Raw genomic sequence first — 23,802 nt, 5'->3', positions numbered from 1 at the left:
ACGTCGATCGCAACGCTTCTGGGAGGAAGCCATGGGCTCGTTCTCACGCCTTTCAGCGTGCACGCTTGCTGTCACTCTGCTCTGCGGTACGTCCGCCTTCGCGCAGGAGAAGGCGGAGGTGATGCACTGGTGGACCTCGGCCGGTGAATCCGCCGCGGTCAAGGTCTTCGCCGACGCCTATACCAAGGGCGGCGGCACCTGGGTGGACAATGCCATCGCCGGCGGCGTCAACGCCCGTGCGGCGACCGTCAACCGCATGGTGGGCGGCAATCCGCCGACCATGGCGCAGTTCAACACCGGCAAGCAGTTCGACGAGCTCATCGAGAACGGCCTCCTCATCGACGTCGAGGCGATCGCCGAGGCCGGCAAATGGCGCGAGCTGATGCCGAAGCCGATCATCGAGGCGAGCGTCCGCGACGGCAAGTTCTACGCCGTGCCCGTCAACATCCACGGCCAGAACTGGATGTTCTACAACACCAAGGTCTTTGCGGACGCCGGGCTCGAGCCGCCGAAGACCTTTCCCGAGCTCATCGAGACGGGCGAGAAGCTGAAGGCCAACGGCATCATCCCGATCGCGCTCGGCGGCCAGCCCACCTGGGAGCGCAATCTGTTCAGCGCGGTCCTCGTCGGCCACGGCGGGGCGGACCTCTTCCGCAAGATCTTCGGAGTCCGCGACGTCGAGGCCGCCAAGAGCGACAAGTTCAAGGAAGTGGCCGAGCTCTACGGCAAGATGCGCGGCCTCGTCGACCCCGGCAGCCCGGGGCGCAACTGGAACGATGCCGCCTCGCTCGTCATCACCGGCAAGGCGGCCATGCACTTCAACGGCGACTGGGCGAAGGGCGAGTTCATCGCCGCCGGCCAGACGGCGGGCAAGGAATATGGCTGCACCATCGTCGGCGATGGCAAGCTCGTCATCGGCGGCGACGTCTTCGTCTTCCCGGTGACCAAGGACGCCGGCGCCCAGGCGGCGCAGCAGAAGCTCGCGGCGGTGCTGCTCGACCCCGAGACCCAGCTCGCCTTCAACAAGAAGAAGGGCTCCATCCCCGTGCGTCTCGACGTCGATGTGTCGAGCATGGATGCCTGCGCCCAGAAGTCCCACGCCGTGCTGAAGGATCCCGCCAACCAGGTCGAGGCGACGGAGATCATCAGCACGCCGAACTTCACCGGCGCCATGCAGGACGCCATCACCCAGTACTGGAACACGTCCTCCATGTCGGCCGACGCCTTCGTCGAGAAGGTCGTCACGGCAATGCGCAGCGCAAGCTGACCCGCGGCGCCGGTCCGGCCATCGCCCGGACCGGCCTCACGCCCGTTCCAACCTCTGCCAACGCAAGCCGCCGCGCCGCTCCTGCGGGAGGCGGGCGGAACCGGGAGGAGGTCCCATGGCTACCGTCACCGTCCGTGCCGCCGCCACCGGCGCCGCGGCGCCAGCGGCACGCCCGCGCATCGGACGAGGCCTTCCCGCCGCGCTCGCCCTGGTGCCGACGGCGCTCATCGTGCTCGTCGTCTATGTCGGCTGCATGCTGTGGACCGTGCGGCTGTCCTTCACGAGCTCGACGCTGCTGCCGAAGTTCGACTTCGTGGGCCTTGCGCAATACGAGCGGCTGATCGTCAACGACCGCTTCGTCGTCTCGGCACAGAACACCGTCATCTTCGGCGTCCTGTTCATCGCCGGCTGCCTCGTGCTCGGCTTCCTGCTCGCGGTCTTCATCGACCAGCGGGTGAGGGGCGAGGGCGCCTTCCGCACCGTCTTCCTCTTTCCCTATTCCATGTCCTTCGTGGTGACGGGCGTTGCCTGGCAGTGGTTCCTCAATCCCGGCCTCGGGCTCGAGAAGCTCGTGCGCGACATGGGCTTTTCCAATTTCACCTTCGACTGGCTCGTCAACCAGGAGATGGCGATCTACACCCTCGTCATCGCCGGCATCTGGCACGGGGCGGGGCTCACCATGGCGATCCTCCTCGCCGGCCTGCGCGGCGTCGACGAGGACCTGTGGAAGGCCGCGCGCGTCGATGGCGTGCCGCCCTGGCGCTACTACCTCTCCATCGTCCTGCCCCTGCTGCGGCCGATGGTGGTGACCGCCACCGTGCTCCTCGCCATCAGCGTGGTGAAGCTCTACGACCTCGTCGTCGCCATGACGGGCGGGGGGCCCGGCATCGCCACCGAAGTGCCGGCCAAGTTCGTCATGGACCACCTCTTCGAGCGCAACAACATCGCGCTCGGCACCGCCGCCGCGACGCTGATGCTGGTGACCGTCGTCATCATCATCGCGCCGTGGATCTACGCCCGCTACGTGCGCAGCAAGGGGAGGCGCTGATGAGCGCGTCGCTGCCCAGCGGCCCGCGGCCGCGCCGCCTCACGCCCGGCCGCATCGGCCTCTATGCCTTCCTCCTCACGGCGGCGGTCTTCTTCCTCCTGCCGCTGTGGATCATGCTCATCACCTCCTTGAAGCCGATGGAGGAGATCCGGCTCGGCAACATCCTTGCGCTGCCCATGGCGCCGACCCTCGAAGCGTGGGGCAAGGCCTGGTCGTCGGCCTGCACGGGACTCGACTGCAACGGCATCAGCGTCGGGTTCTGGAACTCGGTGCGCATCCTCGTGCCGTCGGTCATCCTGTCCATCGCGCTCGGCGCGGTGAACGGCTACGCCCTGTCGTTCTGGCGGGTGAAGGGGGCGAACGTCCTCTTCGGCGTGCTGCTCATCGGGGCCTTCATCCCCTACCAGGTGTTCCTCTATCCGCTGGTGCGCATCTTCTCGCAGATGGGCATCTACAATTCGCTCACCTGCATCGTGCTGGTGCACGTCATCTTCGGCCTGCCGACGATGACGCTGCTCTTCCGCAACTATTACGCGGGCATCCCGATCGAACTGTTCAAGGCGGCGCGCATCGACGGCGGCGGTTTCTGGACCATTTTTCTGCGCGTCATGCTGCCGATGTCGGTGCCGATGCTCGTCGTCGCCACCATCCTCCAGGTCACCGGCATCTGGAACGACTTCATCTTCGGGCTCACCTTCGCCGGCCGCGAAAACCTGCCGATGACCGTGCAGCTCAACAACATCGTCCACTCCACCCAGGGCGAGCGCGCCTACAACGTCGACATGGCCGCCACCATGCTCGCGGCGCTGGTGCCGCTCGTCGTCTACTTCGTCTCCGGGCGCTGGTTCGTCCGCGGCATCGCCGCCGGCGCAGTGAAAGGATGATCCATGTCGGCTGTCTCCATCCGTGACGTCTCCGTCGCCTTCGAGGCGGTCCGCGTCTTCGACGGGCTTTCGCTCGACATCGAGGAGGGCGAGTTCGTCGTTCTCCTCGGCCCCTCCGGCTGCGGCAAGTCCACGCTGCTCAACGCCGTCGCCGGTCTCATCGACGTTGCCGACGGCCAGATCTTCATCGGCGGGCGCAACGTGACCTGGGAGGAGCCGAAGGACCGCGGCATCGCCATGGTCTTCCAGTCCTACGCGCTCTACCCGCGCATGAGCGTGCGCGAGAACATGTCCTTCGGCCTCAGGATGGCGAAGACGCCGAAGGCGGAGATCGGGCGCCGGGTGGCCCAGGCGGCCGAGCTCCTGCAGATCGGCCACCTGCTCGACCGGCGGCCGGACCAGCTCTCCGGCGGCCAGCGCCAGCGCGTCGCCATCGGCCGGGCGCTCGTGCGCGATGCCGCCGTCTTCCTCTTCGACGAGCCCTTGTCGAACCTCGACGCCATGCTGCGCAACGAGTTGCGCGTCGAGATCAAGCGCCTGCACGCGCGCCTCGGCAAGGCGACGATGATCTACGTCACCCACGACCAGATCGAGGCGATGACGCTGGCCGATCGCATCGTCGTCATGCGCGACCAGAAGGTGCAGCAGATCGGCTCGCCCGCCGAGATCTACGGCCGGCCGGCCAATCTCTTCGTCGCCGGCTTCATCGGCGCGCCGCAGATGAATTTCCTCAACGGCCGGCTTGAGGCCGAGGGCGGCGGCCTGTCCTTCGTCGCCGGCACCTTGCGCCTGCCGCTCGCCGGCTATGCCTTCAACGGCGCGCCGCCCGTCGGCCAGGAGGTCGTGCTCGGCGTGCGGCCGGAGCATCTGGCGCTCGCCGAGGCGGGCCTCTGGCAGGGCTTCGGCGTCGACATCGTCGAGCCGATGGGCGCCGACACGGTGCTGTGGTGCTCCGACGGCACCCATACCCTGCAGGTGCGCACGACCGGGACGAGCCGGATCACGCGCGGCGAGCGCGTCGGCCTCGGCCTCGATCCCGAACAGGCTTCCCTCTTCGCCGCCGATACCGGCGAGCGCCTGTGAACCCTCCCTCGGCCGGCGCGGGCGTTCCGCGCCGGCCTTTCCGCTATGCATGAGGCTCTCATGTCCGTCACCGATTGCCTGTCGATCCAGCTCTACACCCTGCGCTCGCTCGAAGACCTCGACCGCATCCTCGATACGGCGGCCGAGGCCGGCTACCGCCGGGTCGAGACCGTGGGCTCGCAACTCGACGACGCCGCGCGCGTCAAGGCCAAGCTCGACGCGCGAGGGCTCGCCGCCTCGTCGAGCCACGTCAGCCTCGCGGCCCTGCGCGAGCGGCCGGAGGCCGTCGTCGAGGCCTGCCGCACCCTCGGCATCACCGATCTCTACATGCCGGCGGTGCCGCCGGAGGACCGGGACATGGCGGCGGAGGGCTGGCGCGCCGTCGGCCGCGAACTCGGACAGATGGCCGAGCGCTTCGCGAAGGAGGGCATCCGCCTCGGTTATCACAACCACCATTGGGAGCTGCAGCCGAAGGCGGGGCCGACGACGGCCCTCGAACTCCTCTTCGAGGGCGCCGGCGCGAGCCCGCTGACGTGGGAGGTGGACGTCGCCTGGCTGGTGCGCGGCCATGTCGACCCGAAGCCCTGGATCGAGCGCTACCGCAACCGGATCACCGCCGCCCATGTCAAGGACATCGCACCGGCCGGAGAGAACGAGGATCAGGACGGCTGGGCCGACGTCGGCGCGGGCGTCCTCGACTGGCGCGACCTGTGGCGTGTCTGCCGGGCGGCGGGCGCCAGGTGGATGGTGGTGGAGCACGACAAGCCGGCCGATCCCGCCCGCACGGCCCGGGCGAGCCTCGCCTTCCTCAACGGCATCGAAGGGTGATCGCCATGGCCAGTCTCAACGTCGGCATCGTCGGCTGCGGCGTCATCTCCGGCATCTATCTGAAGAACATCCTCGCCTACCGCGGCCTCACCCTGCGCGCCTGCGCCGACATGCGGCCGGAGGTGGCGCAGGCGAAGGCCGCCTCCGCCGGCATCGAGGCGATGAGCGTGGACCAGCTCCTCGCCAGCGAGGACATCGACCTCGTCGTCAACCTCACCGTTCCCGCTGCGCATTTCGGCGTCTCGCTCGCGGCGCTCCAAGCCGGCAAGCACGTCTTCTCGGAGAAGCCGCTCGCGGTCGATTTCGCGCAGGGGCGCAAGCTCGTCGACGAAGCCGAGGCGCGGGGGCTCCTGCTCGGCTGCGCGCCCGACACCTTCCTCGGCGCGGGCGGGCGACTCGCCCGCAAGCTGGTGGACGAGGGGGCGGTGGGGCGGATCCTGTCCGGCACCGCCTTCCTGATGTCGCACGGCATGGAGCACTGGCATCCGGATCCGGAGTTCTTCTTCAAGCCGGGCGGCGGGCCGATCCTCGACATGGCGCCCTATTACCTGTCGGCGCTCATCAATCTCGTGGGGCCCGTGGCCCGGGTCTTCGCCATGGCGAGCATCGGTTTTCCCGAGCGGGTCGTGACGGCGGAATCGCCGCGCAAGGGCGAGCGCATCACCGTCGAGACGCCGACGAGCGTCATGGCGCTGATCGAATTCGCTTCCGGCGCCCAGGTGACCTTCACCATGAGCTGGGATGTGTGGAAGCACGGCCATCCCGCCATCGAGCTCTACGGCACGGAAGGCTCCATGCGCGTGCCGGACCCGAACTTCTTCGGGGGCGTGGTGGAGACCACCGAGCGGGGCGGCGAGTGGCGGGGCCACGATGCCGGCGCCCTGGCGCTCGGAGCACCCAACTGGCGCGCGCCCAACTGGCCGCCGGAGATGCCGGACAGGGCGAACTACCGGGCGCTCGGCCTCGCCGATCTTGCCAGCGCCGCGCTCGCCGGCACGCCCCACCGCTCGACGGGACGGCTCGCGCTGCACGTGCTCGAAGTGATGCACCGCATCCTCGAATCCGCCGCGACCGGGCAGGCGATCGCCATCACCACGGCGCTCGACCGGCCGCCGGCCCTCGAGGAAGATGCCGCCGGCGCGCTGTGGAAGGGGCTGCCGGAGACGGCGAGCGCCGCCTGACGCGCGGGCGGCCAACAAGGGAGATGGGTCCGTGGAGCCTGTTCGCTGGGGCATCCTGAGCACGGCCAGGATCGGCCGGGAGAAGGTCGTGCCCGCCATGATGAAGAGCCCGTCGTGCAAGGTCGTGGCGGTCGCCTCGCGCGATCTCGAGGCGGCTCGCGCCATGGCGTCGACGCTCGGCATCGAGCGGGCCTACGGCTCCTACGAGGAGCTGCTGGCCGATCCGGAGATCGAAGCCGTCTACAATCCGCTGCCCAACCACCTGCACGTGCCGCTGACGCTCGCCGCCGCGGCGGCGGGCAAGCATGTCCTGTGCGAGAAGCCCATCGCGCTCGATGCCGCCGAGGCGCGGCAGCTCGAGGCGGTGGCGGACAAGGTCCTCGTCGCCGAGGCCTTCATGATCCGCCATCACCCGCAGTGGCTCGCCGTGCGCGACATGGTCCGCGCCGGCGAGATCGGCGAACTGCGCCTCGTCAACGTGCTCTTCTCCTATTTCAATGCCGATCCGGCCAATATCCGCAACATGGCGGAGATCGGCGGCGGCGCGCTCTACGACATCGGCTGCTACGCCGTGGTCAGCGGGCGCTACCTGTTCGAGGCGGAGCCGCAGCGCGTGGTCAGCCTCATCGAGCGCGACCCCGTCTTCGGCACCGACCGTCTGTCGAGCGGCCTTGCCGATTTCGGCGGCGAGCGCCAGCTCGTCTTCTCGGTCTCGACCCAACTCGTGCCCTTCCAGCGCGTCGAGGTGCTCGGCACGAAGGGGCGCATCGAGATCCGCATCCCCTTCAATGCGCCGCAGGGGGAGGGCACGCGCATCCTCGTCGACAACGGCGCCGCGCATGACGATGCGGCGGCGCGGGTCGTCGCGATCGCGCCCTGCGACCAGTACACGCTGCAGGGCGAGGCCTTCTCCCGGGCCGTGCGAGGCGTCGCGCCGCTCGCGGCCGGCATCGAGGATGCCGTCACCAACATGCGCATCCTCGATGCGCTCTACCGGTCGGCGAAGAGCGAGGCCTGGGAAGGCGTCTGACGCAGCGCCGGTTCAGACCGCAATGACACGTCCGGGCCAGGGATTGCGGCCGTCGCGCAGCCACAGGAGCGTGTCGAGCCAGAAGCCCGAGGCGTGGCTGTCGTGGAACAGGCCGAAATGGCCGATGGCCTCCCGGCCGTAATCGGCGGGGGCGAGACGCACGGCGGTTCGCGTGGCGCTGGTGTAATAGCCGAGCGCGCGGCGGATCGCCGGCACGGTGCCGAATTCGTCGTCCGCCATGGTGACGGCGAGGATCGGCGCCGTCACCGCCGCCATGCGCGCGAGGACGTCGGGCTGCTCGGCCCGCGGGTGGCTCTGCTCGAAGCGGGGGCGGCGGAAGCTCCACTCGGTGGCGACGCCGGCCGGCAGGTCCTCCAGCCAGCCGAGGCGGCGGCCGGGAAAATAGCCGCAGACCGCCGTCAGGGCCGGCATGAGGACGTGCCATTTGAGGAACAGGGCGAAGCGCCGCTCCGGCGCATAATCGCCGCACCAGGCATATTGGGCACCGACGGTCAGCATCCGGTCGACCAGCGGGGCGCTGCGCGCAAGGCCGGGCAGAAAGCCGCCGATGCTGTGGCCGACCACGATCAGCGGTCCCGTCCGCCGGCGGGCGTGCATCAGGCGGATGGCGGCGTCCATGTCGCGCTCGCCCCAGTCGCGCCAGCGATAGCCGCAGCCCTTCAGCCTTTGCGGCCGCGAGGTGCCGATGCCGCGATAGTCGTAGGTCAGCACCTCGAAGCCGTGCCCAGCGAGGAAGCGGGCATAGCGGTGGTAATAGCGCGCGAGGACGCCCGTGGCCGGATTGATGATGACGCTGCCGGCGCTGTCCGCGCGCGCTGGCCAGAGGCGGGCGCCGAGCCGCACGCCGTCCGTGCAGACGATCTCGCAGGCCTCGCCGTCCTCGACAGAAGGAAAATGGGCTCGCTCGTTCATGCAGGGAGGATAGGGGGCGGGGCGCGTTGTGTATATTCACTGGTCGGTATACGTTGGGGCATGGGCGAAAGGTCGGTCACGACGCGCGAGCGCATCATCAAGGCGGCGGTGAAGCTTTTCCACGGCGAAGGGATCCGCGCCGTCAGCGTCGATGCCGTCGCTGCGAAGGCCGGCGTCACCAAGCGCACGCTCTACTATCACTTCCGCAGCAAGGACGACCTGATCGCGGCTTATCTGGAGACGCGCGACCAGCCCAATCTCGTCGTGTTCAGACAATGGTTCGACGAGGCCGCGGGAAACGTCGCCGACAAGGTGGAGGCGATCTTCCATAACCTCGCCCGCTCGGCGCGCCACCCGAAGTGGAAGGGCTGCGGCTTCCTGCGCACGTCGGTGGAGCTCATCAACATGCCGGGCCATCCGGCCATCGTCGCCGGCCGCGCGCACAAGAAGCGGGTGGAGGACTGGCTGTGCGGCGTGTTCGTGGATGCCGGCATCGAGGGAACGGATGCCCGGCAGCTCGCGCGACAGGTCATCCTGCTCATCGACGGGGCCTTCTCCGTCGTGCTGCTCCACCGCGACCCCGCCTATATGGAAGCGGCCGGCGCGGCGGCGGCCAGCCTGGTGCGGGCAAGGCTCGCCACCGGCCGCGAGAAGGAGGGGCCGAACGGCGCCCCGATCACTGCAGGAGACCCGGATGTCGAAGGCGACGCGCGCGACGAAGATGCTTGAAGGGGCGGGCATCGCCTTCACGCTGCACAGCTACGCCTATGATCCCGATGCCGAGAGCACCGGCCTGCAGGCGGCCGAAGCCTTGGGCGAGGCGCCCGCTCGCGTGCTCAAGACGCTGATGGCGCACGTCGACGGCAAGCCCGTGTGCGTGATCGTGCCCTCGGACCACGAGGTGTCGATGAAGAAGCTCGCCGCCGCCTTCGGCGGCAAGTCGGCGCAGATGATGAAGCCGGCGGATGCCGAACGGATAACCGGCTACAAGGTGGGCGGCATCAGCCCCTTCGGGCAGATGCGGAAGGTGCCCGCCGCCGTCGAGGAGCAGGCGCTCGCCCATGATCTCGTCTATGTCAACGGCGGCCAGCGCGGCTTGCAGGTGCAGCTGAGGCCGCAGGACGTGATCGCGCTGCTCGATGCCCGCGTCGCGCCGGTGATCGCCTGACGCCGCGAGCCGCGCATTCCGGTTGATGCCGGTCAAGGCGGGAGGGCAGGCGGGGCCGCTATGCTCGTTCTTCGCCGGTGCCCTTCAGCGCGAGAGGCGATCGATGGACGAAGCGATCAGGAAGACGATACTGGCCTTGCTCGACGAGCATCGCATCATGACGGTCGCCACGCTCAGGCCGGACGGCTGGCCCCAGGCGACCACGGTGGGCTATGTGAACGACGGCCTCACGCTCTACTTCCTCTGCGGGCCCGACAGCCAGAAGGCGGCAAACCTTGCCGCCGACGACCGCGTGTCGCTGACGATCGACCACGACACGTCGGATCTGATGGCGATCTCGGGCCTCTCCATGGCGGCCCATGCCCATCTCGTGACGGATCGGGCCGAAGCCGAGAAGGTCCTCGCCCTCCTGCCGCAGAAATATCCCGAGCAGGGGCCCCTGCCGTTTCCCATGCCGACGCCGGACGACGTGCGCATCTTCCGGCTGACGCCGACAGTCATCTCAGTGCTCGACTATTCCAGGGGCTTCGGGCACACGGATCTCGTCACCTGCTGACGGATCCGGCGGGCGCAGCTTTCTCAGATGGTGAGGGGGGACCGGCCCTCGCACGACCACGATGACAGGAGTTCCTGCTTGTTCGGCGCCGGCCGCCAGCTCTCGTCGGTCTTGGCCGGACCGAAGAAGCTCGCCGGCTCCGCGTGGGCCGGGCTCCAGTCGCTCCTGGGGCCCGCGAAGAGACCAACGACGAAGAGGACGGCGACGCTGAAGAGAACGAGCGTGTTGAGCACGGTGTCGACGGGATTGGCGGCGAGATGGTCACTGATCTCGGACCAGCTCGCGAAGGCCTCGTCGTCGTGGAAAGGCAGGCGGCTGCTCATGACGGCTCCTCGGTGATGAAGCGGCCGCATTGTCGGGGCCTGCCGTCGCAGAACTTTGCCCGTCAGGGGCCGATTTTGTCACAGGGCGTGTCGGCTCCCGGGCTTGCGACATCTCGACAAACATTTCCTCAGGGGCGAACCCCCGGCGTCTCCACAGTGAGGCCCGCCGCCCGTTCCATGAGGTAGAGCTCGAGCTCGATGAGCTCCGGCGCGCCGAAGGCGAAGGCTTCCGCGCGCACGCCGATCATGCAGTTGCGCAGGCGCCGCTGCAGGGAGCCGACGGCCTGCCATTCCAGCCGGTAGAGCGGATAGGCCGTCGGATGGCCCTGGGGCATGACGCTGCCGCCGAGGCGCTCGCCCCAGCGCGCGTCGTGGCAGGAGGCGCAGGAGAGGTCGAGCTGGCCGATGCGCCGCTCGTAGAGCCGGCGGCCATTCTCGCGGAACTGGGCCAGCCGCTCGTCCTGCGGCGGGCTGATCGGCATGCCGCGTGACTGGTGGGCGACATAGGCCGTCAGCGCGATGAGCTCCGGGCTCTCGTGCGGCAGGGGCGACGCCTCCTGCCGCGTCCGGCGGCACTCGCCGATGCGGCCGGCAAGGTCGATGGGGCGGCCGCTTCTTTCGTCGAACGCAGGATAGCGGGTGGCGACGCCGCGCATGCTCGTTGCGGCCTCGCCGTGGCAGCCGGCACAGCTGCGCCCGTTCGCGCCTTCGGGGCGGTTCCACAGCTCTTCGCCGTCGAGGACCGCGAACATGCCGGGATTGCTCATGTCGTCCGCCTGCATGGCGCGGTTTTCGGGGCTCATGAAGTCGGCGCCCGAGCGCTTGTCGAGCATATCGCCGGCAGGGGCTGACGAGCCCGCAAGGCAGGCGGCAAGGAGGCCGGCGAGAAGACGCGGCGCGCGCCCCGTCATGTCACCGTGATCTCCGTCTCCGCCGTGCGCGTCTCGCCGTCGTCGCCGGTCCAGGCGAAGGCGATGGTGCCGCTGTCGGTCGCGACCGCGGTGAAGGCGAGATAGGGGTTGGCCGCAATCGCCGGGAAGAGGTCGGCGGAGAAGATCTCCTCGCCGTTCCAGGTACAGACGAAGCGGTTGATGATGTCGCGCGGGATCGCCTTGCCCATGGTGCCCGTGCGGAAGCCGGTCTCCATCGGGTGGGCGAGCATGGCTCGGATCTCGATGATCTCGCCGCGGCGCGCCGTCTTCGGCGCATTGATGAGGGCGCGGGTCATAGGAGGTCTTCGACGCAGGCCGCCAGCGTCACGATCACGTCGGCGCGATGCGACCAGAAGCTGCCGTCGCTCATCTCGGCGATGGCCGCGACGGTCTGGGAGGTGGCGAGGCGGATGCGCGTTGCGACCTCGGCGCGCCCCGCCCGCGGGCCGATGTGGAACACCGCGACGTCCGCCTGCGGGTTCTTCTCGTTGAACAGGGCGATGCGCCGCACGTGGTCGGTCTCGCTCATCGGGCTCTCGACCTTGACCGAGAGGCCGACCGCATTGCCGTTCTCGACGAGTGGCGGCACCGCGAGCTGCACCCGCCCGGTCTTCACGGCGGCGCCGCCGGTGAAGGCGCGGATGGCCTCCTCCAGCGAGGGGCGGGCGCGGGCAGTGCGCGGCGCGACGAGCGTGAGGGCCAGCACCGCACCGCCGGCGACGAGGTCGCGCCGGCGGAGGCCGCTGGTGGTCGCTTTGTCCCGCATGACTCACTCCTTCAGCGTGACGAGGAAGGCGACGACATCCTCGATCTCCTCGGCCGTCAGGATCGGCCGGTCGCGGAACGAGGCGGCGACCTGCGCGAGCCCGCCGGTGCGATAATAGGCCGGCATGATGCTGTCAGGGACGAGACGTTTCATGTCGACGACGCGCAGGCGGATCTGCCCCTCGCTCAGGCGGCTGCCGGCGCCGGCGAGCGTCGGAGCGAGGGTTCCCTGCAGGTGCGGATCGGGCAAGGGTGCCGCATGGCAGAGGATGCACAGGCTCCTGTGCCGGTCCATGACGAGGCGCCGGCCGTTCTCCGCATCGCCGGGGCGGCCGGTGAGGGAGCGGGTAATGGCGTCACCCTCCACCACGTAAGGCCGCAGCGGCTCGGCCGCCGCAGGCGGGGCGAGCATCGCGAGCACGCAAAGGCTGTTCCACCACCTCATCCGAAGACTTCGCCCGTGATGGTGTCGAACCAGGCTTCGGCATAGACCGCCTCGCTGGCGCGGACATCGGCGGGGGCATCGAGCGGGCTCACGCCGCCGGCGCCCGCGACTTCGGCGAGAAGGCCCTCGCGCGGCTCGTAGACGCCGGCGATGGAGATGCCATAGTCGGGCGCGGCGAGGCTGTAACAGGTGTTGATGAGCTTCGGCGCAGCCGGCTGCCCGCCCGCAAGCAGGGTGGCGACGGCGGCGGCGCAGGCCTTCGCCTGGGCATTGGCCGAGAAGGCGGATTTCGGCATGGCGCCGGCGATGGCCGCATCGCCAATGACGTGGATGCCGGGCCGGAGCCGGGATTCGAAGGTGACGGGATCGATCGGGCACCAGCCGGTGCGGTCGGCGACGCCGGCGGCCGCGGCGATGGCGCCGGCGCGTTGCGGCGGGATGACGTTGGCGACGGCCGCCTGGTGGCTGCCGAACTCGGTCGTCAGCGTCTTCGTTGCGGCGTCGACCTCCGTCACCCGGCCGCCGAAGGACAGCGAGACCCATTCGATCAGGCCCGGATAGAGCTCCTCCCAGGCCTCCTCGAAGAGGCGCTGCTTCGAGAAGCTATCCTTGGCGTCGAGGATGAGGAGCTTGGAGCGTGGCTTGTGCGCCTTCAGGTAATGGGCGACGAGGCTCGCCCGCTCGTAGGGGCCGGGCGGACAGCGGAACGGATTGGCCGGCGCCGCGATGACGACGAGGCCGCCGTCGTCCATGGCTTCGAGCTGCCGGCGCAGCAGCGCCGTCTGCTCACCAGCCTGCCAGGCATGCGGCATCACTTCCGCGCCCGAGGCGCCATAGCCGGGGATCGCGTCGAGCATCAGGTCGATGCCGGGCGCGAGGATGAGGCGGTCGAAGGCGAGGTCGGAACCGTCGTCGAGCCGCAGCCGGCGGGCTTCGGCATCGATCGCGGTTGCGCTCGCGGCAACGACGTCGATGCCGTCGCGCTTCATGCCGTCATAGCCGAAATACTGGGCGTCGAGGTCGCGCAGGCCGGCGAGGACGGCGTTGCTGAACGGGCAGGCCGCATAGCGTGCCTTGGATTCGACGAGCGTGACGCGGATGTCGGTGCCCTGCCGTTTCAGGGCGCGGGACGCGCTCGCCCCCGCGAAGCCGCCGCCGACGACGGCGACATGGGGCGGGGCCTGGGCGAGAACGCGCGGGGCCGCGAGCGCGGCGGTGCCGGCGGCGAGCCCCGCCACCACCGTCCTGCGGCTGACCGTGCTACGGCCCGGCCGCGATCCACTCGGCGATGGCGCGCGCTTCCTCATCCGAAAAGCCCTTCGCAATGCGATCCATGACGGTGGCCGGCCGCTCGCCGCTGCGGAAGGCCGCCATGGCGGCCGCGATCTCGGCGGCGGGCCGGCCGGCAAGGCCCGGGACCGGGCCGTTGCCCGCGGGGGCGTGGCAGCCCGAACAGGCGGTGGCGCCGGCCGGTGCCGGCAGCGGCGCCCTCTGGGCCGCGTGGGGGCTTGCGGCCCAGAGGGCGGCGAGGAGGGCAAGCCCTCCGCGCATCAGGCGGCGATGGCGCGTGGTGGCCACGGACGCCACCGCTCACACGAGCGAGTGGTTCTTCAGCGGCAGCTGGCGGATGCGCTTGCCCGTCGCCGCGAAGATGGCGTTGAGCACGGCCGGCGCGGCGACCGCGATGGTCGGCTCGCCGACGCCGCCCCAGAAGCCGCCGGACGGCATGACGATGGTCTCCACCGCCGGCATGTCCGCCATGCGCATCACGTCGTAGGTGTCGAAGTTCTCCTGCTCGATGCGTCCGCCGTTCACGGTGCATTCGCCATAGAGGCAGGCCGAGAGGCCGTAGACGAAGGAACCTTCGACCTGGCGCTCGATCTGGGCCGGATTGACAGCGTGGCCGGGATCGGTCGCCGCGACGATGCGGTGGATCCTGAGCCGGCCATCCGCCACCGAGACCTCCGCCGCCGCCGCCACATAGCTGCCGAAGCCCATGATCTGGGCAAGGCCGCGGTGGCGGCCCTCGGGCGCCGGCTCTTCCCAGCCGATGCGCTCGGCCACGGCATTGAGCACGGCGAGGTGCTTCGGATGGTTCGCCATCAGCTTGCGGCGGAAGGCGAGGGGATCCTGCCCGGCCGCATGGGCGAGTTCATCCAGGAAGCACTCGAGATAGATGGCGTTCTGGTTGAGGTTGACGCCCCGCCAGAAGCCGGGCGGCACCGGCGGGTTGCGCATGGCGTGATCGATGAGGAGGTTCGGGATCGTGTAGCCGAGATGCCCTTCCGGGCTGTCGGCCGTGAGCCCCTGGAAGATGATCGGATCCATGCCGTCCTGCATGCGCTGGGGCATGACGGCGGCGAGGATCGACTGGCCCGAGATGCGCATGTGCAGCGCTGTCAGATTGCCATCGGCATCGAGCGTGCCGGTGAGCTTGCCCTGCGTGACGGGGTGGTAGCGTCCCTGCAGCATGTCCTCCTCGCGCGACCAGATGAGCTTCACCGGCGTGCCGGGGAACTCCTTGGCGATGTGGACGACCTGCGTGACGTAGTCCTGCATGCCGCGCCGGCCGAAGCCGCCGCCGAGGTGGATCTTGTAGACCTCGCACTGGTTGACGGGCAGGCCGGAGGCCTCGGCCGCCGCGGCGAGGCTCGCCTCGCCGTTCTGCGTCGGCACCCACACCTCGCATTTCTCGGGGGTGTAGAGGGCCGTCGCGTTCATCGGCTCCATGGTGGCGTGGTTCTGGTAGGGGAAGCCATAGACGGCCGAGACCGTCTTCGCCCCGCCGGCGAGCGCCTCACGCGCATTGCCCGCCTGGTTGCCGATGAAGGCCTCGTCCGCGTCGAGCCCCTCTTCGAGCATCGAGGCGATGGTGGCGCTGGTGACGCCCGTGTTCGGTCCCTCGTCCCAGACGATCGGCAGGGCGTCGAGCGCCGTCTTGGCGCGCCACCAGGTGTCCGCGACGACGGCGACCGCCGTCTCCCCGACCTGCACCACCTTGCGCACGCCGGGCATGTCGGCGACGGCCGCCGCATCGAAGCTCTGGACCTTGCCGCCGAAGACCGGGCAGGCCTTGATGGCGGCGTTCAGCATGCCGTCGAGCTGGAGATCGGTGCCGTAGATCTGCTTGCCGGTCAGCTTGTCGGCCGTGTCGAGCCGCGGCAGCGGCTGGCCGGCGATGGTCCAGTCCTTCGGATCCTTCAGCGTCACCTCGGCGGGAGGCGTCATGCGGCCGGCCGCGTCCGCCACCTTGCCGTAGGTGGTCGAGCGGCCGCTCGCGGCATGGGTGATGGTGCCCTTGTCGGTCGTGCATTCGGCGGCCGGCACGCCCCATTCGGCGGCTGCGGCGGCGATCAGCATCTGCCGGGCGGCGGCGCCGCCCTGGCGCACGTAGTCGTGCGATTCCCGGATGCCCCGGCTGCCGCCGGTCGAGAAGTTGCCCCAGACGCGGCTGCGGGCGAGGTTCTCGCCGGGCGTCGGATATTCGGTGGTCACCCGCGCCCAGTCGCAATCGAGCTCCTCGGCGACGAGCTGGGCGAGGCCGGTGAGGGTGCCCTGGCCCATCTCCGAGCGGGCGATGCGGATCACCACGGTCTCGTCCGGCTTCACCACCACCCAGGCGTTGATCTCGGGCGCGGCGTCGGCGGCGAGCGCCTTGCCGGGCAGGGGCAGGTGGAAGCCGAGGGAAAGGCCCCCGAGGGCGGCCGCGGAGCCGACGAGGAAATTGCGGCGCGATACGCTCTGAACGATCGTCATGGTTCGCCTCCTCAGCCGTTGCTCGTGGCGCTGCCGTCGGCCGCGGCCTTGATGGCGGCCCGCACGCGGTTGTAGGTGCCGCAGCGGCAGATGTTGGTGATCTCGGCGTCGATGTCGGCGTCGGTCGGGCTCGGGTTCTGGGCGATGAGCGAGGCGGCGGCCATGATCATGCCCGCCTGGCAGTAGCCGCACTGCGGCACGTCGAGGGCGAGCCAGGCCTTCTGCACGGGGTGCGAGCCGTCGGGAGACAGGCCCTCGATGGTGACGATCTGCTGCTCGGGCTCGATCGCACTCACCGGCATGACGCAGGAGCGGGTGGCGACGCCGTCGATATGGACCGTGCAGGCGCCGCACTGGGCAACGCCGCAGCCGTATTTGGTGCCGGTCAGCCCGGCCTGTTCCCTCAACACCCAGAGCAGGGGCGTATCGGGCTCGACGTCGATGTCACGCTGAGTGCCGTTGATGGTCAGGCGGGCCATGGAGGAACTCCTTCGGGCGAAAGGGCGGAGGGCGCCGGCACGCGCCGGTGGGCGACAAGCGCGTGCCGGCCGAGCCGCGATCAGCTCTTCTTGTCGGCCGTGGAGGCCGCGGCGGACTGGGCCGGCGCCTCCTTGTCCACGCCGGCGGACGCCTGCCAGGCGCAGCCCTGCCCCTGGGCAAGGGCTCCGGTGGCGAAGGCGGCGAGCCCGAGGGCGGCGACAGCCGCTGCGATGTGCTTCATCATGGGTTCCTCCAGGGTTGACGAGAGAAGCCTAGGGCGCAGCTGTCGCAGAAGGTTGTCTCTGCCGACGGCCTTTGTCGCGGCCTGTCACGGAATGGGCTCCTCGACACATTCCGTTACATTCGGCGGCCGCGTTCACGGGTTCACTTCGCCGCCGGCAGGTCGCGCAGATAGGCGATGACGGCGGCGCGCTCGCTGTCGTTGCGCAGGGCGACCGTCATCGTGGTGCCGGGCACGCGCCCGCGCGGGTCCGCGAGATAGCTGTCGAGCGTGGTTTCGTCCCAGACGATGTCCGCCGCCTTGAGCGCCTGCGAATAGCGGGCGCCGTCGATGCTGCCCGCATCGCGGCCGAGGACGCCGGCGAGGTGCGGGCCGATGCGGTTCTGCCCGGGGTCGGTGCTGTGGCAGGAGGCGCAGCGGGTGCGGAACAGCCGCTCGCCGTCGGGGGCGGCCTGTTGCGCCGCGGCGGGAAGCGGCACGAGGAACAAGGGGGTAAGGGTGGCGATGGCGATCCTTCGCGCGATCATCCGTTTCCTCTCGCGATTCATGCAGGTGCGCCCGGATACCGGGCTTGGGAGACGCGGCCGCGAGGGAAAGACTGGATGGCGGCCGCCGATCGATGGCCGCAGGATGGGCAGGGCTTGTCGCAGAACTTTGCCGCGGGCCCGCCCTTTTTGTCGCTAAATGTATCGCTGGCCGCGGGTTGCAGGAGCCGGGCCGCATGGACAGCGACGTGCCGCCGGATTGCTGCAGGCGCCCGGCCCGGATCAGCTGCCGGGCTCGTGCGGCTACATTCTGTTACACTTTTTTCGAGCGCGGCAGCGGCCGGCTAACGTATCTAGGGGGCGTGGAGCGCTCCATGGAACCGACACCGCACATCGCCGTCGTCGACGACCATCGCGACATCCGTGATCTCGTCGGCAAGTACCTCGCCCAGCACGGCTATCGCATCAGCGTGGCCGAGAATGCCGCTGCCCTGCGCCGGCTGCTCGAACGCAGCGCGCCTGACCTCGTCGTGCTCGACATCATGATGCCGGGCGAGGACGGGCTCAGCGTCTGCCGGCAGCTGCGCAGCACGACCGACCTGCCGATCATCCTCCTCACGGCCATGGCGGAGGAGACGGACCGCATCATCGGCCTCGAGATCGGCGCCGACGACTATCTGACGAAGCCGTTCAACCCGCGCGAGCTGCTCGCCCGCATCAAGGCGGTGCTGCGGCGCGTCAACAGCCTGCCGCCGCAGCGGCGCGACCGGCTGCAGGCGCGCACACTGCGTTTCGACCGCTGGGTGCTCAATGTCGGGCGGCGCGAGATCGTCGGCGAGGACGGCGTCGCGATTGCCCTGAGCACGGCCGAGTTCCGCCTGCTCAAGGCCTTCCTCGACCATGTCGGCATGGTCTTGAGCCGCGACCAGCTGCTCGACCTGACGGTGGGGCGCGTGGCCGAGAGCTTCGACCGCAGCATCGACAACCAGGTCAGCCGCCTGCGCAAGAAGATCGAATCCGATCCGAAGAACCCGATGCTGATCAAGACCCATTGGGGTGGCGGCTACAGTTTCGCCGCCGAAGTGGAGGAGGCATGAGCCGCTTGTGGGCGCGCAGCCTCGCTGCCCAGATCATCGTCCTGATGCTGCTGGCGCTCGCCTTGTCGCAGGGGATCGGCTTCCTGATCTCCTGGGACGAGCGCAGCCAGGCGCTGAAGGCCGCGGCCAAGAGCGAGTTCTTGAGCCGCGCGGCCTCGCTCGCCCGCGTGCTCGAGGCGACGCCCGCTTCGCTCAAGGAGGACATCCTGAGCGCCAGCGCCACGGCCTATACGCGCTTCTGGGTCTCGGGTGACGAGCCGGCGGACACGCTTGCCTGGCAGCGCGACGCGCAGCGGCGGCTCGCCACGCCCTTGCCGACCCTGATGCGCCGCCCGAAGGCGCCGCCGACGCCGCAGGGCGTCGAGGAGGTGAGGGCGGGCAACATCGCCGCCATCGCCGCAGACGCACCGGGCCCCTGGGTCAACCTGCCGGCCCATGCCTGGCCGCTGTCGCGGCCGGCGAAGTTCCTCTATTTCGACGACGGCAACGGCATGGGGCTCGCCGTGGGGCTCGACACCGGCACATGGCTCAACGCGGCCTATGCCAAGTCCATGCCGGGCTCGATCTGGACCTCGCAGTCGATGGTCTCGCTCGCCATCACCGCCGGGGTGCTGTCGGTCATCGCCATCGTCGTCGCGCGCGGCATCGCCCGGCCCATGCGCCGGCTCGCGGTCGCGGCGGAGGCCCTCGGGCGCGGGGAATCCGTGCCGCCGCTGCCGGAATCCGGGCCGGACGACATCCGCCAGACGGCAGTTGCCTTCAACCGCATGCAGGAGCGCCTGCAGCGCTTCGTCGAGGATCGCACGCGCATGCTCGCGGCCATCGGCCACGACCTGCGCACGCCGCTGACGTCGCTCAGGCTGCGCGCCGAATTCGTCTCCGACACCGAGGTGCAGGAGAAGATGCTGAACACGATCGGCGAGATGCAGACCATGACGGAAGCGGCACTCGCCTTCGCCCGCGAGGAAGCGACCGTCGAGGCGACGCGCACGGTCGATCTCTCGGCGCTCGTGGAAAGCCTGTGCGACGACCTCGCCGAGCTCGGCCAGGACGTCACCTTCGTCGATGGCGCCAGGATCCGATACCGCTGCCGGCCCGACGCGCTGCGCCGGGCCATCCGCAACCTCGTCGAGAATGCCGTCCGCTACGGCGAGCGCGCGCGTGTCCACCTCGACCGCTCGGGCGAGAACATCGATATCGTCATCGAGGACGACGGGCCGGGCATCCCGCGCGAGGATGTGGAGCGCGTCTTCGCCCCCTTCTTCCGCATGGAGCGCTCGCGCAACCGCGAGACCGGCGGGGTCGGCCTCGGCCTGTCGATCGCCCGCGCCATCGCCCGCCATCATGGCGGCGACGTCGTGCTCACCAACCGCCAGCGCGGCCTCAGGGCAGTCATCAGCCTGCCGCGGGTCGGCTGAGGCAGCCGCCGTCAGGCCACCGAACGCAGGGCGGCGTTCTCGGCGCGGATGCGGATGGCGAGAACGGCGGCGTTGAGCAGCGAGAAAACGAGCGCATACCAGCCGAGACCGAAGACGAGCGGCAGCACGGCGATCTCGGCCGCGACCACCGCGTAGTTCGGATGCGCCATGAGGCGGAAGGGGCCGGAGCGGACGAGCGGCGTTCCGTGCAGGACGATGATGCGCGTCGTCCATCGCTCCCCGAGCGTCGCGATGATCCAGATGCGCAGCCCCTGCAGGGCAAGGAAGACGGCGAGCCAGGGCAGAGCGAGCGGCGCGTCGCGGGCGAGGAGCCAGAGCCCCGCGAGCCAGGCGGCATGCAGCAGCACGATGAGCGGATAATGGCCGGCCGCGTGCTCCCGGCCGCCGCGAGCGAGGAGGCGGCGCGTGTTGCGCCGGGCGAGCCACAGCTCTGCGAGCCGCTGGGCGGTGACGAGGGCGAGGATGACGACCGCCGGCGTCATGCGGCGCGCAGCGCGACGCAGCTCGCCGAAAAGCCCGGTCCCATGGAGGTGAGGGCGGCGCGCGGCGGCAGGCCGCGGGCGAGGATGCGCTCCAGCACGAAGAAGACGGTGGGGGCGGACATGTTGCCGTAGCCGGCGAGGACGTCGCGCTCCGCATCGAGGCTGCCGGGCGCGAGCCCGAGGGAGGCTTCCAGCGCCGTGACCACCTTGGCGCCGCCCGGATGGCAGATGAAGCGGTCGATGTCGGTGAGCGCGAGGCCACCCCGCGCCAGGATGGTGCCGATGGCGGCGGCGGCATTCTCCTCGGCGAAGGGCGGGATCGAGCGGTCGAAGATGACCCCGAAGCCCTCCGTCTCGACCTTCCACCCCATGATGTCGAGCGTGTCCGGCCAGGTGTGCTGGCCAGAGGCCTCGATGACGGCCAGGCCGTCGCGGTCTGCGGCGAGGACGCAGGCGGCCGCCCCGTCGCCGAAGAGGGCGGTGGCGACGATGTTTTCCTTCGTCAGCTTGTCGAGCCGGAAGGCGAGGCTGCAGAGCTCGACGGTCACCATGAGCACGACCTCGCCGGGGCGGGAGCCGGCAAGGCGTGCCGCCACCGACAGGCCCGAGGTGCCGCCGGCGCAGCCGAGGCCGAAGAGCGGCACGCGCTCGACATCCGGCCGCAGCCCGAGCCGACCGGCGACACGGGCCTCGAGCGTCGGCGTGGCAATGCCCGTCGAGGAGACGGTGACCACGGTGCCGACGTCCTGCGGCGCGATCCCGGCCCTCGCGAGCGCGGTCCCGGCGGCTTCCACGAAAAGGTCGCAGGCCATGTCGAGATAGGCCGCGTTACGCTCGGCCCAGCCGCGCGGTTCGAGGAACCACTGGAGGGGCCGTGTGACGTGGCGCTTGGTGATGCCGGCCGTGTGGAAGACTGCGGCGAGCGGCGCAAAGTCGGGCATCTGCGGGGCGAAGACCTCGCAGGCGGCGCGCGCGATCTCCTCCTGGGAGAGGGTGTAGGGCGGGACGGCGGTGGCGGTCGACAACAGGCTGACATTGGCCATGGCGGACTCCGGTCACCCGTTGCCGAGCGTTGATCGCGGCGAGGCTCGGCGCCTATTCGGCCGGATGTCCCTGGGGAGTTCCCGGGGGAGCTTCCTGGGGAGCGCCGAGCCTGCGGGTGACGCCGATGCCGTGGCGATAGGTCATCTCGCCGCCGAGCCAGCCGGTGACGCCGAGGCCGAGGACGACGACGGCGGACAGTGCGAGACCAGCCGGGACGACGGCCGCCTCGGGGGCACCCGTGCGAATATAGATGTTCACGCCTGTCAGGACGAGGACGGCGAGGTTGCCGAGGCCGTGCGCCCAGGCGATGCCGAGCCGGCGCGCGCGGCGGACGCCGAGGAGCTCCACCAGGCCCGCGGCGCCGGCGAGGACACCGGTGACGCCACCGCCGACGAGCAGCCAATAGGCCCCTCGTGCCCAGAAGGGATCCTGGGTCATGGCAAAGACGATGTCGGCGACCAGCGCGCCCATCAGCAGGCCGATGGGCAAGGGGACGAGCAGAGGGTGGATCGGATGGCGCCCGACGGCAGCGGCGCTGCCGCTTCCCGTTGCATAATGCGGATCCATCGCGTCCTCCTGCGGCTTCGACATTGTTCCGCCATCCAACGGTCGGGCTCCCGCCTATGTTCCCGGATGGGCGCCAGCGGGTCACGGGCCCCTTGATCGAAAGACGACCGAAGCGATAGAGAATAAGGATGGATCGCGCGCTCCCGCAGAGCGCACCTGCCCGGAGGCATCCGACGCCACGATGATCTCGCAGAAGGCCAAATATGCCCTGAGAGCTCTCGTCGCCCTCGCCAAGGCGGACGAGCCGGGCGGCTCGCGCATGATCGGCGACATCGCGGAGGAGGAGCGCATTCCGCGCAAGTTCCTCGAGCAGATCCTCCTCGATCTCAAGCATCACGGCATCGTGGCGAGCCGCCGGGGAAAATTCGGCGGCTACATGCTCCTGAAGCGGGCGGACGAGATCACGTTCGGCGAGATCCTGCGCATCGTCGACGGGCCGATCGCGCCGCTGCCCTGCCTCAGCCGCATCGCCTACCGGCGCTGCGAAGATTGCCGGGACGAGGAAGCCTGCGAGATCCGCCGGGTCTTCGCCCGCGTCGCCACGGCCACACGCGAGGTTCTCGACGGCACCACGATCGCTGATAGCCTCGCGGAAGAGGTGCCGGACGGCCTGCGGCACCTCGCAAGCTAGGCCGGCGGGCGGTTACACATAATATTTTTGTAGATTGAAGGGACTTGATCGCGGCGGGAAGTTGAATTCCAATACACGACTAATCCGATAGGGATTAGGAAGTGCGGAGACATCTCATGGCCAACCGCAACACGTTCCTGTTCACCGCCGCTCTTGCCACCATGGTCCAGTTCGGTGGCATCGGTATGGCGCTCGCCGACACCACCATCCTCAACGTCTCCTATGATCCGACGCGCGAGCTCTACCGGGCGTTCAATGCCGCTTTCGCCGAGAAGTGGAAGGCGGATACGGGCGAAACGGTGACGATCCGCACCTCGCACGGCGGCTCCGGCGCCCAGGCGCGGGCCGTCATAGACGGGCTCGAGGCGGACGTCGTCAGCCTCGCGCTCGAAGCGGACATTGACGCCATCGCGCAGCGCACCGGCAAGATCCCGCCGGACTGGCGCGGGCGGCTCGCCAACAACAGCGCGCCCTACAGCTCGACCATCGTCTTCCTGGTGCGCAAGGGCAATCCCAAGGGGATCAAGGACTGGGGCGACCTGGTGAAGGACGGCGTCGAGGTCATCACGCCCAATCCGAAGACCTCGGGCGGCGCGCGCTGGAATTTCCTCGCCGCCTGGGCCTACGCGCGCGAAGCCTTCGGCGGCGACGAGGCCAAGGTCCAGGCCTTTGTCACGGAACTCTTCCGCCACGTGCCCGTGCTCGACACCGGGGCGCGCGGCTCGACGACGACCTTCGTGCAGCGCGGCCTCGGCGACGTGCTGCTCGCCTGGGAGAACGAGGCGTTCCTCTCGCTCGAGGAACTCGGGCCGGACGCCTTCGAGATCGTCGTGCCGTCGATCTCGATCAAGGCCGAGCCTCCGGTCGCTCTCGTCGACGGCAATGTCGATGCCAAGGGCACGCGCAAGGTCGCCGAGGCCTATCTCGACTATCTTTATTCGGATGTCGGCCAGCGGCTGGCGGCGAAGCACTTCTACCGCCCCTCCAAGCCGGAGGCCGCCGATCCTGAGGATCTCAAGCGCTTCCCCGAGGTGAAGCTCGTCACTATCGACGACTTCGGCGGCTGGAAGGAGGTGCAGCCGCGCTTCTTCGGCGACGGCGGCATCTTCGACCAGGTCTACAAGCCGAGGCGCTGAC

The 23,802-nt window shown here is 69.6% G+C and carries 29 protein-coding genes; 14 read left to right on the top strand and 15 right to left on the bottom strand.

The genetic code is table 11. The features are described from left to right. Positions 1-31: 31 nt before the first annotated feature. The 7 genes from GGR16_RS07300 (at position 32) to GGR16_RS07270 (ending at position 7,321) form a co-directional block, all read left to right on the top strand. Positions 32-1,267 (top strand): ABC transporter substrate-binding protein, encoded by a 1,236-nt coding sequence (locus GGR16_RS07300; RefSeq protein WP_183316125.1) that lies wholly within the window; start codon positions 32-34, stop codon positions 1,265-1,267. A gap of 115 nt (positions 1,268-1,382) precedes the next feature. Then, positions 1,383-2,315, top strand: a complete 933-nt coding sequence (locus tag GGR16_RS07295; protein WP_183316124.1) for a carbohydrate ABC transporter permease — start codon at positions 1,383-1,385, stop codon at positions 2,313-2,315. Then, positions 2,315-3,199, top strand: coding sequence for a carbohydrate ABC transporter permease (locus GGR16_RS07290; protein ID WP_019404363.1), 885 nt, complete (start codon positions 2,315-2,317; stop codon positions 3,197-3,199). Before GGR16_RS07295 ends, GGR16_RS07290 begins: the two co-directional genes overlap by 1 nt. A 3-nt stretch (positions 3,200-3,202) precedes the next feature. Next, entirely contained in the window at positions 3,203-4,282 is a 1,080-nt protein-coding gene (locus tag GGR16_RS07285) for an ABC transporter ATP-binding protein (RefSeq protein ID WP_019404362.1), read from the top strand. Between the two features lie 60 nt (positions 4,283-4,342). After that, positions 4,343-5,110: a sugar phosphate isomerase/epimerase family protein gene (locus GGR16_RS07280; RefSeq protein ID WP_019404361.1), complete on the top strand. Its 768-nt coding sequence runs from the start codon at positions 4,343-4,345 to the stop codon at positions 5,108-5,110. A 5-nt stretch (positions 5,111-5,115) separates the two neighbouring features. Beyond that, positions 5,116-6,291, top strand: a complete 1,176-nt coding sequence (locus tag GGR16_RS07275; protein ID WP_040405479.1) for a Gfo/Idh/MocA family protein — start codon at positions 5,116-5,118, stop codon at positions 6,289-6,291. A gap of 31 nt (positions 6,292-6,322) precedes the next feature. Continuing rightward, on the top strand, positions 6,323-7,321 hold the full coding sequence (locus GGR16_RS07270; RefSeq protein ID WP_183316123.1) for a Gfo/Idh/MocA family oxidoreductase: 999 nt from the start codon (positions 6,323-6,325) through the stop codon (positions 7,319-7,321). 12 nt (positions 7,322-7,333) lie between these two features. On the opposite strand, the gene GGR16_RS07265 is transcribed toward GGR16_RS07270, so the two are convergent. After that, positions 7,334-8,254: an alpha/beta hydrolase family protein gene (locus GGR16_RS07265; protein WP_183316122.1), complete on the bottom strand. Its 921-nt coding sequence runs from the start codon at positions 8,252-8,254 to the stop codon at positions 7,334-7,336. Between the two features lie 60 nt (positions 8,255-8,314). Between GGR16_RS07265 and GGR16_RS07260 the strand changes: the two genes are divergently transcribed. The 3 genes from GGR16_RS07260 to GGR16_RS07250 all read left to right on the top strand — a co-directional run bounded on the left by GGR16_RS07260 (position 8,315) and on the right by GGR16_RS07250 (position 9,978). Further along, complete coding sequence (locus GGR16_RS07260; RefSeq protein WP_183316121.1) at positions 8,315-8,983, top strand: TetR/AcrR family transcriptional regulator; 669 nt, start codon at positions 8,315-8,317, stop codon at positions 8,981-8,983. Next, positions 8,949-9,422, top strand: a complete 474-nt coding sequence (gene ybaK, locus GGR16_RS07255) for a Cys-tRNA(Pro) deacylase (protein WP_183316120.1) — start codon at positions 8,949-8,951, stop codon at positions 9,420-9,422. Before GGR16_RS07260 ends, ybaK begins: the two co-directional genes overlap by 35 nt. A gap of 103 nt (positions 9,423-9,525) precedes the next feature. Further along, a complete protein-coding gene (locus GGR16_RS07250; RefSeq protein WP_183316119.1) occupies positions 9,526-9,978 on the top strand; it encodes a pyridoxamine 5'-phosphate oxidase family protein in 453 nt (150 codons plus the stop codon). Between the two features lie 23 nt (positions 9,979-10,001). Here the strand turns inward: GGR16_RS07250 and GGR16_RS07245 are convergent, their stop codons facing one another. From GGR16_RS07245 to GGR16_RS07200, 11 genes are all read right to left on the bottom strand, one after another. After that, positions 10,002-10,301 carry a hypothetical protein gene (locus GGR16_RS07245; protein WP_183316118.1) on the bottom strand — a complete coding sequence of 100 codons (300 nt, stop codon included), beginning with the start codon at positions 10,299-10,301 and terminating at the stop codon, positions 10,002-10,004. Between the two features lie 128 nt (positions 10,302-10,429). Next, positions 10,430-11,212, bottom strand: a complete 783-nt coding sequence (gene soxA, locus GGR16_RS07240; RefSeq protein WP_183316117.1) for a sulfur oxidation c-type cytochrome SoxA — start codon at positions 11,210-11,212, stop codon at positions 10,430-10,432. Beyond that, on the bottom strand, positions 11,209-11,529 hold the full coding sequence (soxZ, locus tag GGR16_RS07235) for a thiosulfate oxidation carrier complex protein SoxZ (protein WP_183316116.1): 321 nt from the start codon (positions 11,527-11,529) through the stop codon (positions 11,209-11,211). The genes soxA and soxZ overlap by 4 nt, the downstream gene beginning before the upstream one ends. After that, entirely contained in the window at positions 11,526-11,999 is a 474-nt protein-coding gene (locus tag GGR16_RS07230) for a SoxY-related AACIE arm protein (RefSeq protein WP_183316115.1), read from the bottom strand. Before GGR16_RS07230 ends, soxZ begins: the two co-directional genes overlap by 4 nt. A 3-nt stretch (positions 12,000-12,002) precedes the next feature. Next, positions 12,003-12,443, bottom strand: a complete 441-nt coding sequence (gene soxX, locus GGR16_RS26215) for a sulfur oxidation c-type cytochrome SoxX (RefSeq protein WP_050996761.1) — start codon at positions 12,441-12,443, stop codon at positions 12,003-12,005. Next, complete coding sequence (locus GGR16_RS26210; protein ID WP_343059609.1) at positions 12,440-13,681, bottom strand: FCSD flavin-binding domain-containing protein; 1,242 nt, start codon at positions 13,679-13,681, stop codon at positions 12,440-12,442. Before GGR16_RS26210 ends, soxX begins: the two co-directional genes overlap by 4 nt. 22 nt (positions 13,682-13,703) lie before the next feature. Continuing rightward, positions 13,704-13,994, bottom strand: coding sequence for a c-type cytochrome (locus tag GGR16_RS07220; protein ID WP_063186527.1), 291 nt, complete (start codon positions 13,992-13,994; stop codon positions 13,704-13,706). Between the two features lie 39 nt (positions 13,995-14,033). Further along, positions 14,034-16,199, bottom strand: coding sequence for a xanthine dehydrogenase family protein molybdopterin-binding subunit (locus GGR16_RS07215; RefSeq protein WP_183316114.1), 2,166 nt, complete (start codon positions 16,197-16,199; stop codon positions 14,034-14,036). 11 nt (positions 16,200-16,210) lie between these two features. Then, positions 16,211-16,678 carry a (2Fe-2S)-binding protein gene (locus GGR16_RS07210; protein WP_055458249.1) on the bottom strand — a complete coding sequence of 156 codons (468 nt, stop codon included), beginning with the start codon at positions 16,676-16,678 and terminating at the stop codon, positions 16,211-16,213. An 80-nt stretch (positions 16,679-16,758) separates the two neighbouring features. After that, the gene (locus tag GGR16_RS07205) at positions 16,759-16,923 is read right to left on the bottom strand and encodes a hypothetical protein (protein WP_019404345.1); all 165 of its coding nucleotides are present in this window, start codon (positions 16,921-16,923) and stop codon (positions 16,759-16,761) included. Positions 16,924-17,063: 140 nt separating this feature from the next. Next, positions 17,064-17,447 carry a c-type cytochrome gene (locus GGR16_RS07200; RefSeq protein ID WP_019404344.1) on the bottom strand — a complete coding sequence of 128 codons (384 nt, stop codon included), beginning with the start codon at positions 17,445-17,447 and terminating at the stop codon, positions 17,064-17,066. A gap of 332 nt (positions 17,448-17,779) precedes the next feature. On the opposite strand from GGR16_RS07200, the gene GGR16_RS07195 reads away from it, so the two are divergent. Beyond that, positions 17,780-18,502: a response regulator gene (locus GGR16_RS07195; protein WP_019404343.1), complete on the top strand. Its 723-nt coding sequence runs from the start codon at positions 17,780-17,782 to the stop codon at positions 18,500-18,502. After that, positions 18,499-19,920, top strand: a complete 1,422-nt coding sequence (locus GGR16_RS07190; protein ID WP_019404342.1) for an ATP-binding protein — start codon at positions 18,499-18,501, stop codon at positions 19,918-19,920. The genes GGR16_RS07195 and GGR16_RS07190 overlap by 4 nt, the downstream gene beginning before the upstream one ends. An 11-nt stretch (positions 19,921-19,931) precedes the next feature. Here GGR16_RS07190 and GGR16_RS07185 read toward each other — a convergent pair whose 3' ends face one another. The 3 genes from GGR16_RS07185 to GGR16_RS07175 are packed head-to-tail and all read right to left on the bottom strand — an operon-like array spanning position 19,932 to position 22,034. Continuing rightward, complete coding sequence (locus GGR16_RS07185; RefSeq protein WP_019404341.1) at positions 19,932-20,423, bottom strand: isoprenylcysteine carboxyl methyltransferase family protein; 492 nt, start codon at positions 20,421-20,423, stop codon at positions 19,932-19,934. Next, on the bottom strand, positions 20,420-21,466 hold the full coding sequence (locus GGR16_RS07180) for a type III polyketide synthase (RefSeq protein WP_183316113.1): 1,047 nt from the start codon (positions 21,464-21,466) through the stop codon (positions 20,420-20,422). The genes GGR16_RS07185 and GGR16_RS07180 overlap by 4 nt, the downstream gene beginning before the upstream one ends. A 52-nt stretch (positions 21,467-21,518) precedes the next feature. After that, positions 21,519-22,034, bottom strand: coding sequence for a DUF2231 domain-containing protein (locus tag GGR16_RS07175; RefSeq protein WP_246372845.1), 516 nt, complete (start codon positions 22,032-22,034; stop codon positions 21,519-21,521). Between the two features lie 181 nt (positions 22,035-22,215). Here GGR16_RS07175 and GGR16_RS07170 point away from each other — a divergent pair, with 181 nt between their 5' ends. Beyond that, positions 22,216-22,665 carry an RrF2 family transcriptional regulator gene (locus GGR16_RS07170; RefSeq protein ID WP_183316111.1) on the top strand — a complete coding sequence of 150 codons (450 nt, stop codon included), beginning with the start codon at positions 22,216-22,218 and terminating at the stop codon, positions 22,663-22,665. 116 nt (positions 22,666-22,781) lie between these two features. Further along, on the top strand, positions 22,782-23,801 hold the full coding sequence (locus tag GGR16_RS07165; RefSeq protein ID WP_019404337.1) for a sulfate ABC transporter substrate-binding protein: 1,020 nt from the start codon (positions 22,782-22,784) through the stop codon (positions 23,799-23,801). The last annotated feature ends 1 nt before the right edge of the window (position 23,802 follow it).

Origin of the sequence: Chelatococcus caeni (assembly GCF_014196925.1) — a bacterium.
GTDB lineage: Bacteria > Pseudomonadota > Alphaproteobacteria > Rhizobiales > Beijerinckiaceae > Chelatococcus_A > Chelatococcus_A caeni.
This window is presented reverse-complemented; position numbering and strand designations above follow the sequence as displayed.

Bases quoted from the DNA above. Each gene is read 5' to 3' on its own strand.
- GGR16_RS07300 (WP_183316125.1), top strand. From the start codon at position 32: ATGGGCTCGTTCTCACGCCTTTCAGCGTGCACGCTTGCTGTCACTCTG.
- GGR16_RS07295 (WP_183316124.1), top strand. From the start codon at position 1,383: ATGGCTACCGTCACCGTCCGTGCCGCCGCCACCGGCGCCGCGGCGCCA.
- GGR16_RS07290 (WP_019404363.1), top strand. From the start codon at position 2,315: ATGAGCGCGTCGCTGCCCAGCGGCCCGCGGCCGCGCCGCCTCACGCCC.
- GGR16_RS07285 (WP_019404362.1), top strand. From the start codon at position 3,203: ATGTCGGCTGTCTCCATCCGTGACGTCTCCGTCGCCTTCGAGGCGGTC.
- GGR16_RS07280 (WP_019404361.1), top strand. From the start codon at position 4,343: ATGTCCGTCACCGATTGCCTGTCGATCCAGCTCTACACCCTGCGCTCG.
- GGR16_RS07275 (WP_040405479.1), top strand. From the start codon at position 5,116: ATGGCCAGTCTCAACGTCGGCATCGTCGGCTGCGGCGTCATCTCCGGC.
- GGR16_RS07265 (WP_183316122.1), bottom strand. From the start codon at position 8,254: ATGAACGAGCGAGCCCATTTTCCTTCTGTCGAGGACGGCGAGGCCTGC.
- GGR16_RS07260 (WP_183316121.1), top strand. From the start codon at position 8,315: ATGGGCGAAAGGTCGGTCACGACGCGCGAGCGCATCATCAAGGCGGCG.
- ybaK (WP_183316120.1), top strand. From the start codon at position 8,949: ATGTCGAAGGCGACGCGCGCGACGAAGATGCTTGAAGGGGCGGGCATC.
- GGR16_RS07250 (WP_183316119.1), top strand. From the start codon at position 9,526: ATGGACGAAGCGATCAGGAAGACGATACTGGCCTTGCTCGACGAGCAT.
- GGR16_RS07245 (WP_183316118.1), bottom strand. From the start codon at position 10,301: ATGAGCAGCCGCCTGCCTTTCCACGACGACGAGGCCTTCGCGAGCTGG.
- soxA (WP_183316117.1), bottom strand. From the start codon at position 11,212: ATGACGGGGCGCGCGCCGCGTCTTCTCGCCGGCCTCCTTGCCGCCTGC.
- soxZ (WP_183316116.1), bottom strand. From the start codon at position 11,529: ATGACCCGCGCCCTCATCAATGCGCCGAAGACGGCGCGCCGCGGCGAG.
- GGR16_RS07230 (WP_183316115.1), bottom strand. From the start codon at position 11,999: ATGCGGGACAAAGCGACCACCAGCGGCCTCCGCCGGCGCGACCTCGTC.
- soxX (WP_050996761.1), bottom strand. From the start codon at position 12,443: ATGAGGTGGTGGAACAGCCTTTGCGTGCTCGCGATGCTCGCCCCGCCT.
- GGR16_RS07220 (WP_063186527.1), bottom strand. From the start codon at position 13,994: ATGCGCGGAGGGCTTGCCCTCCTCGCCGCCCTCTGGGCCGCAAGCCCC.
- GGR16_RS07215 (WP_183316114.1), bottom strand. From the start codon at position 16,199: ATGACGATCGTTCAGAGCGTATCGCGCCGCAATTTCCTCGTCGGCTCC.
- GGR16_RS07210 (WP_055458249.1), bottom strand. From the start codon at position 16,678: ATGGCCCGCCTGACCATCAACGGCACTCAGCGTGACATCGACGTCGAG.
- GGR16_RS07205 (WP_019404345.1), bottom strand. From the start codon at position 16,923: ATGATGAAGCACATCGCAGCGGCTGTCGCCGCCCTCGGGCTCGCCGCC.
- GGR16_RS07200 (WP_019404344.1), bottom strand. From the start codon at position 17,447: ATGATCGCGCGAAGGATCGCCATCGCCACCCTTACCCCCTTGTTCCTC.
- GGR16_RS07195 (WP_019404343.1), top strand. From the start codon at position 17,780: ATGGAACCGACACCGCACATCGCCGTCGTCGACGACCATCGCGACATC.
- GGR16_RS07190 (WP_019404342.1), top strand. From the start codon at position 18,499: ATGAGCCGCTTGTGGGCGCGCAGCCTCGCTGCCCAGATCATCGTCCTG.
- GGR16_RS07185 (WP_019404341.1), bottom strand. From the start codon at position 20,423: ATGACGCCGGCGGTCGTCATCCTCGCCCTCGTCACCGCCCAGCGGCTC.
- GGR16_RS07180 (WP_183316113.1), bottom strand. From the start codon at position 21,466: ATGGCCAATGTCAGCCTGTTGTCGACCGCCACCGCCGTCCCGCCCTAC.
- GGR16_RS07175 (WP_246372845.1), bottom strand. From the start codon at position 22,034: ATGGATCCGCATTATGCAACGGGAAGCGGCAGCGCCGCTGCCGTCGGG.
- GGR16_RS07170 (WP_183316111.1), top strand. From the start codon at position 22,216: ATGATCTCGCAGAAGGCCAAATATGCCCTGAGAGCTCTCGTCGCCCTC.
- GGR16_RS07165 (WP_019404337.1), top strand. From the start codon at position 22,782: ATGGCCAACCGCAACACGTTCCTGTTCACCGCCGCTCTTGCCACCATG.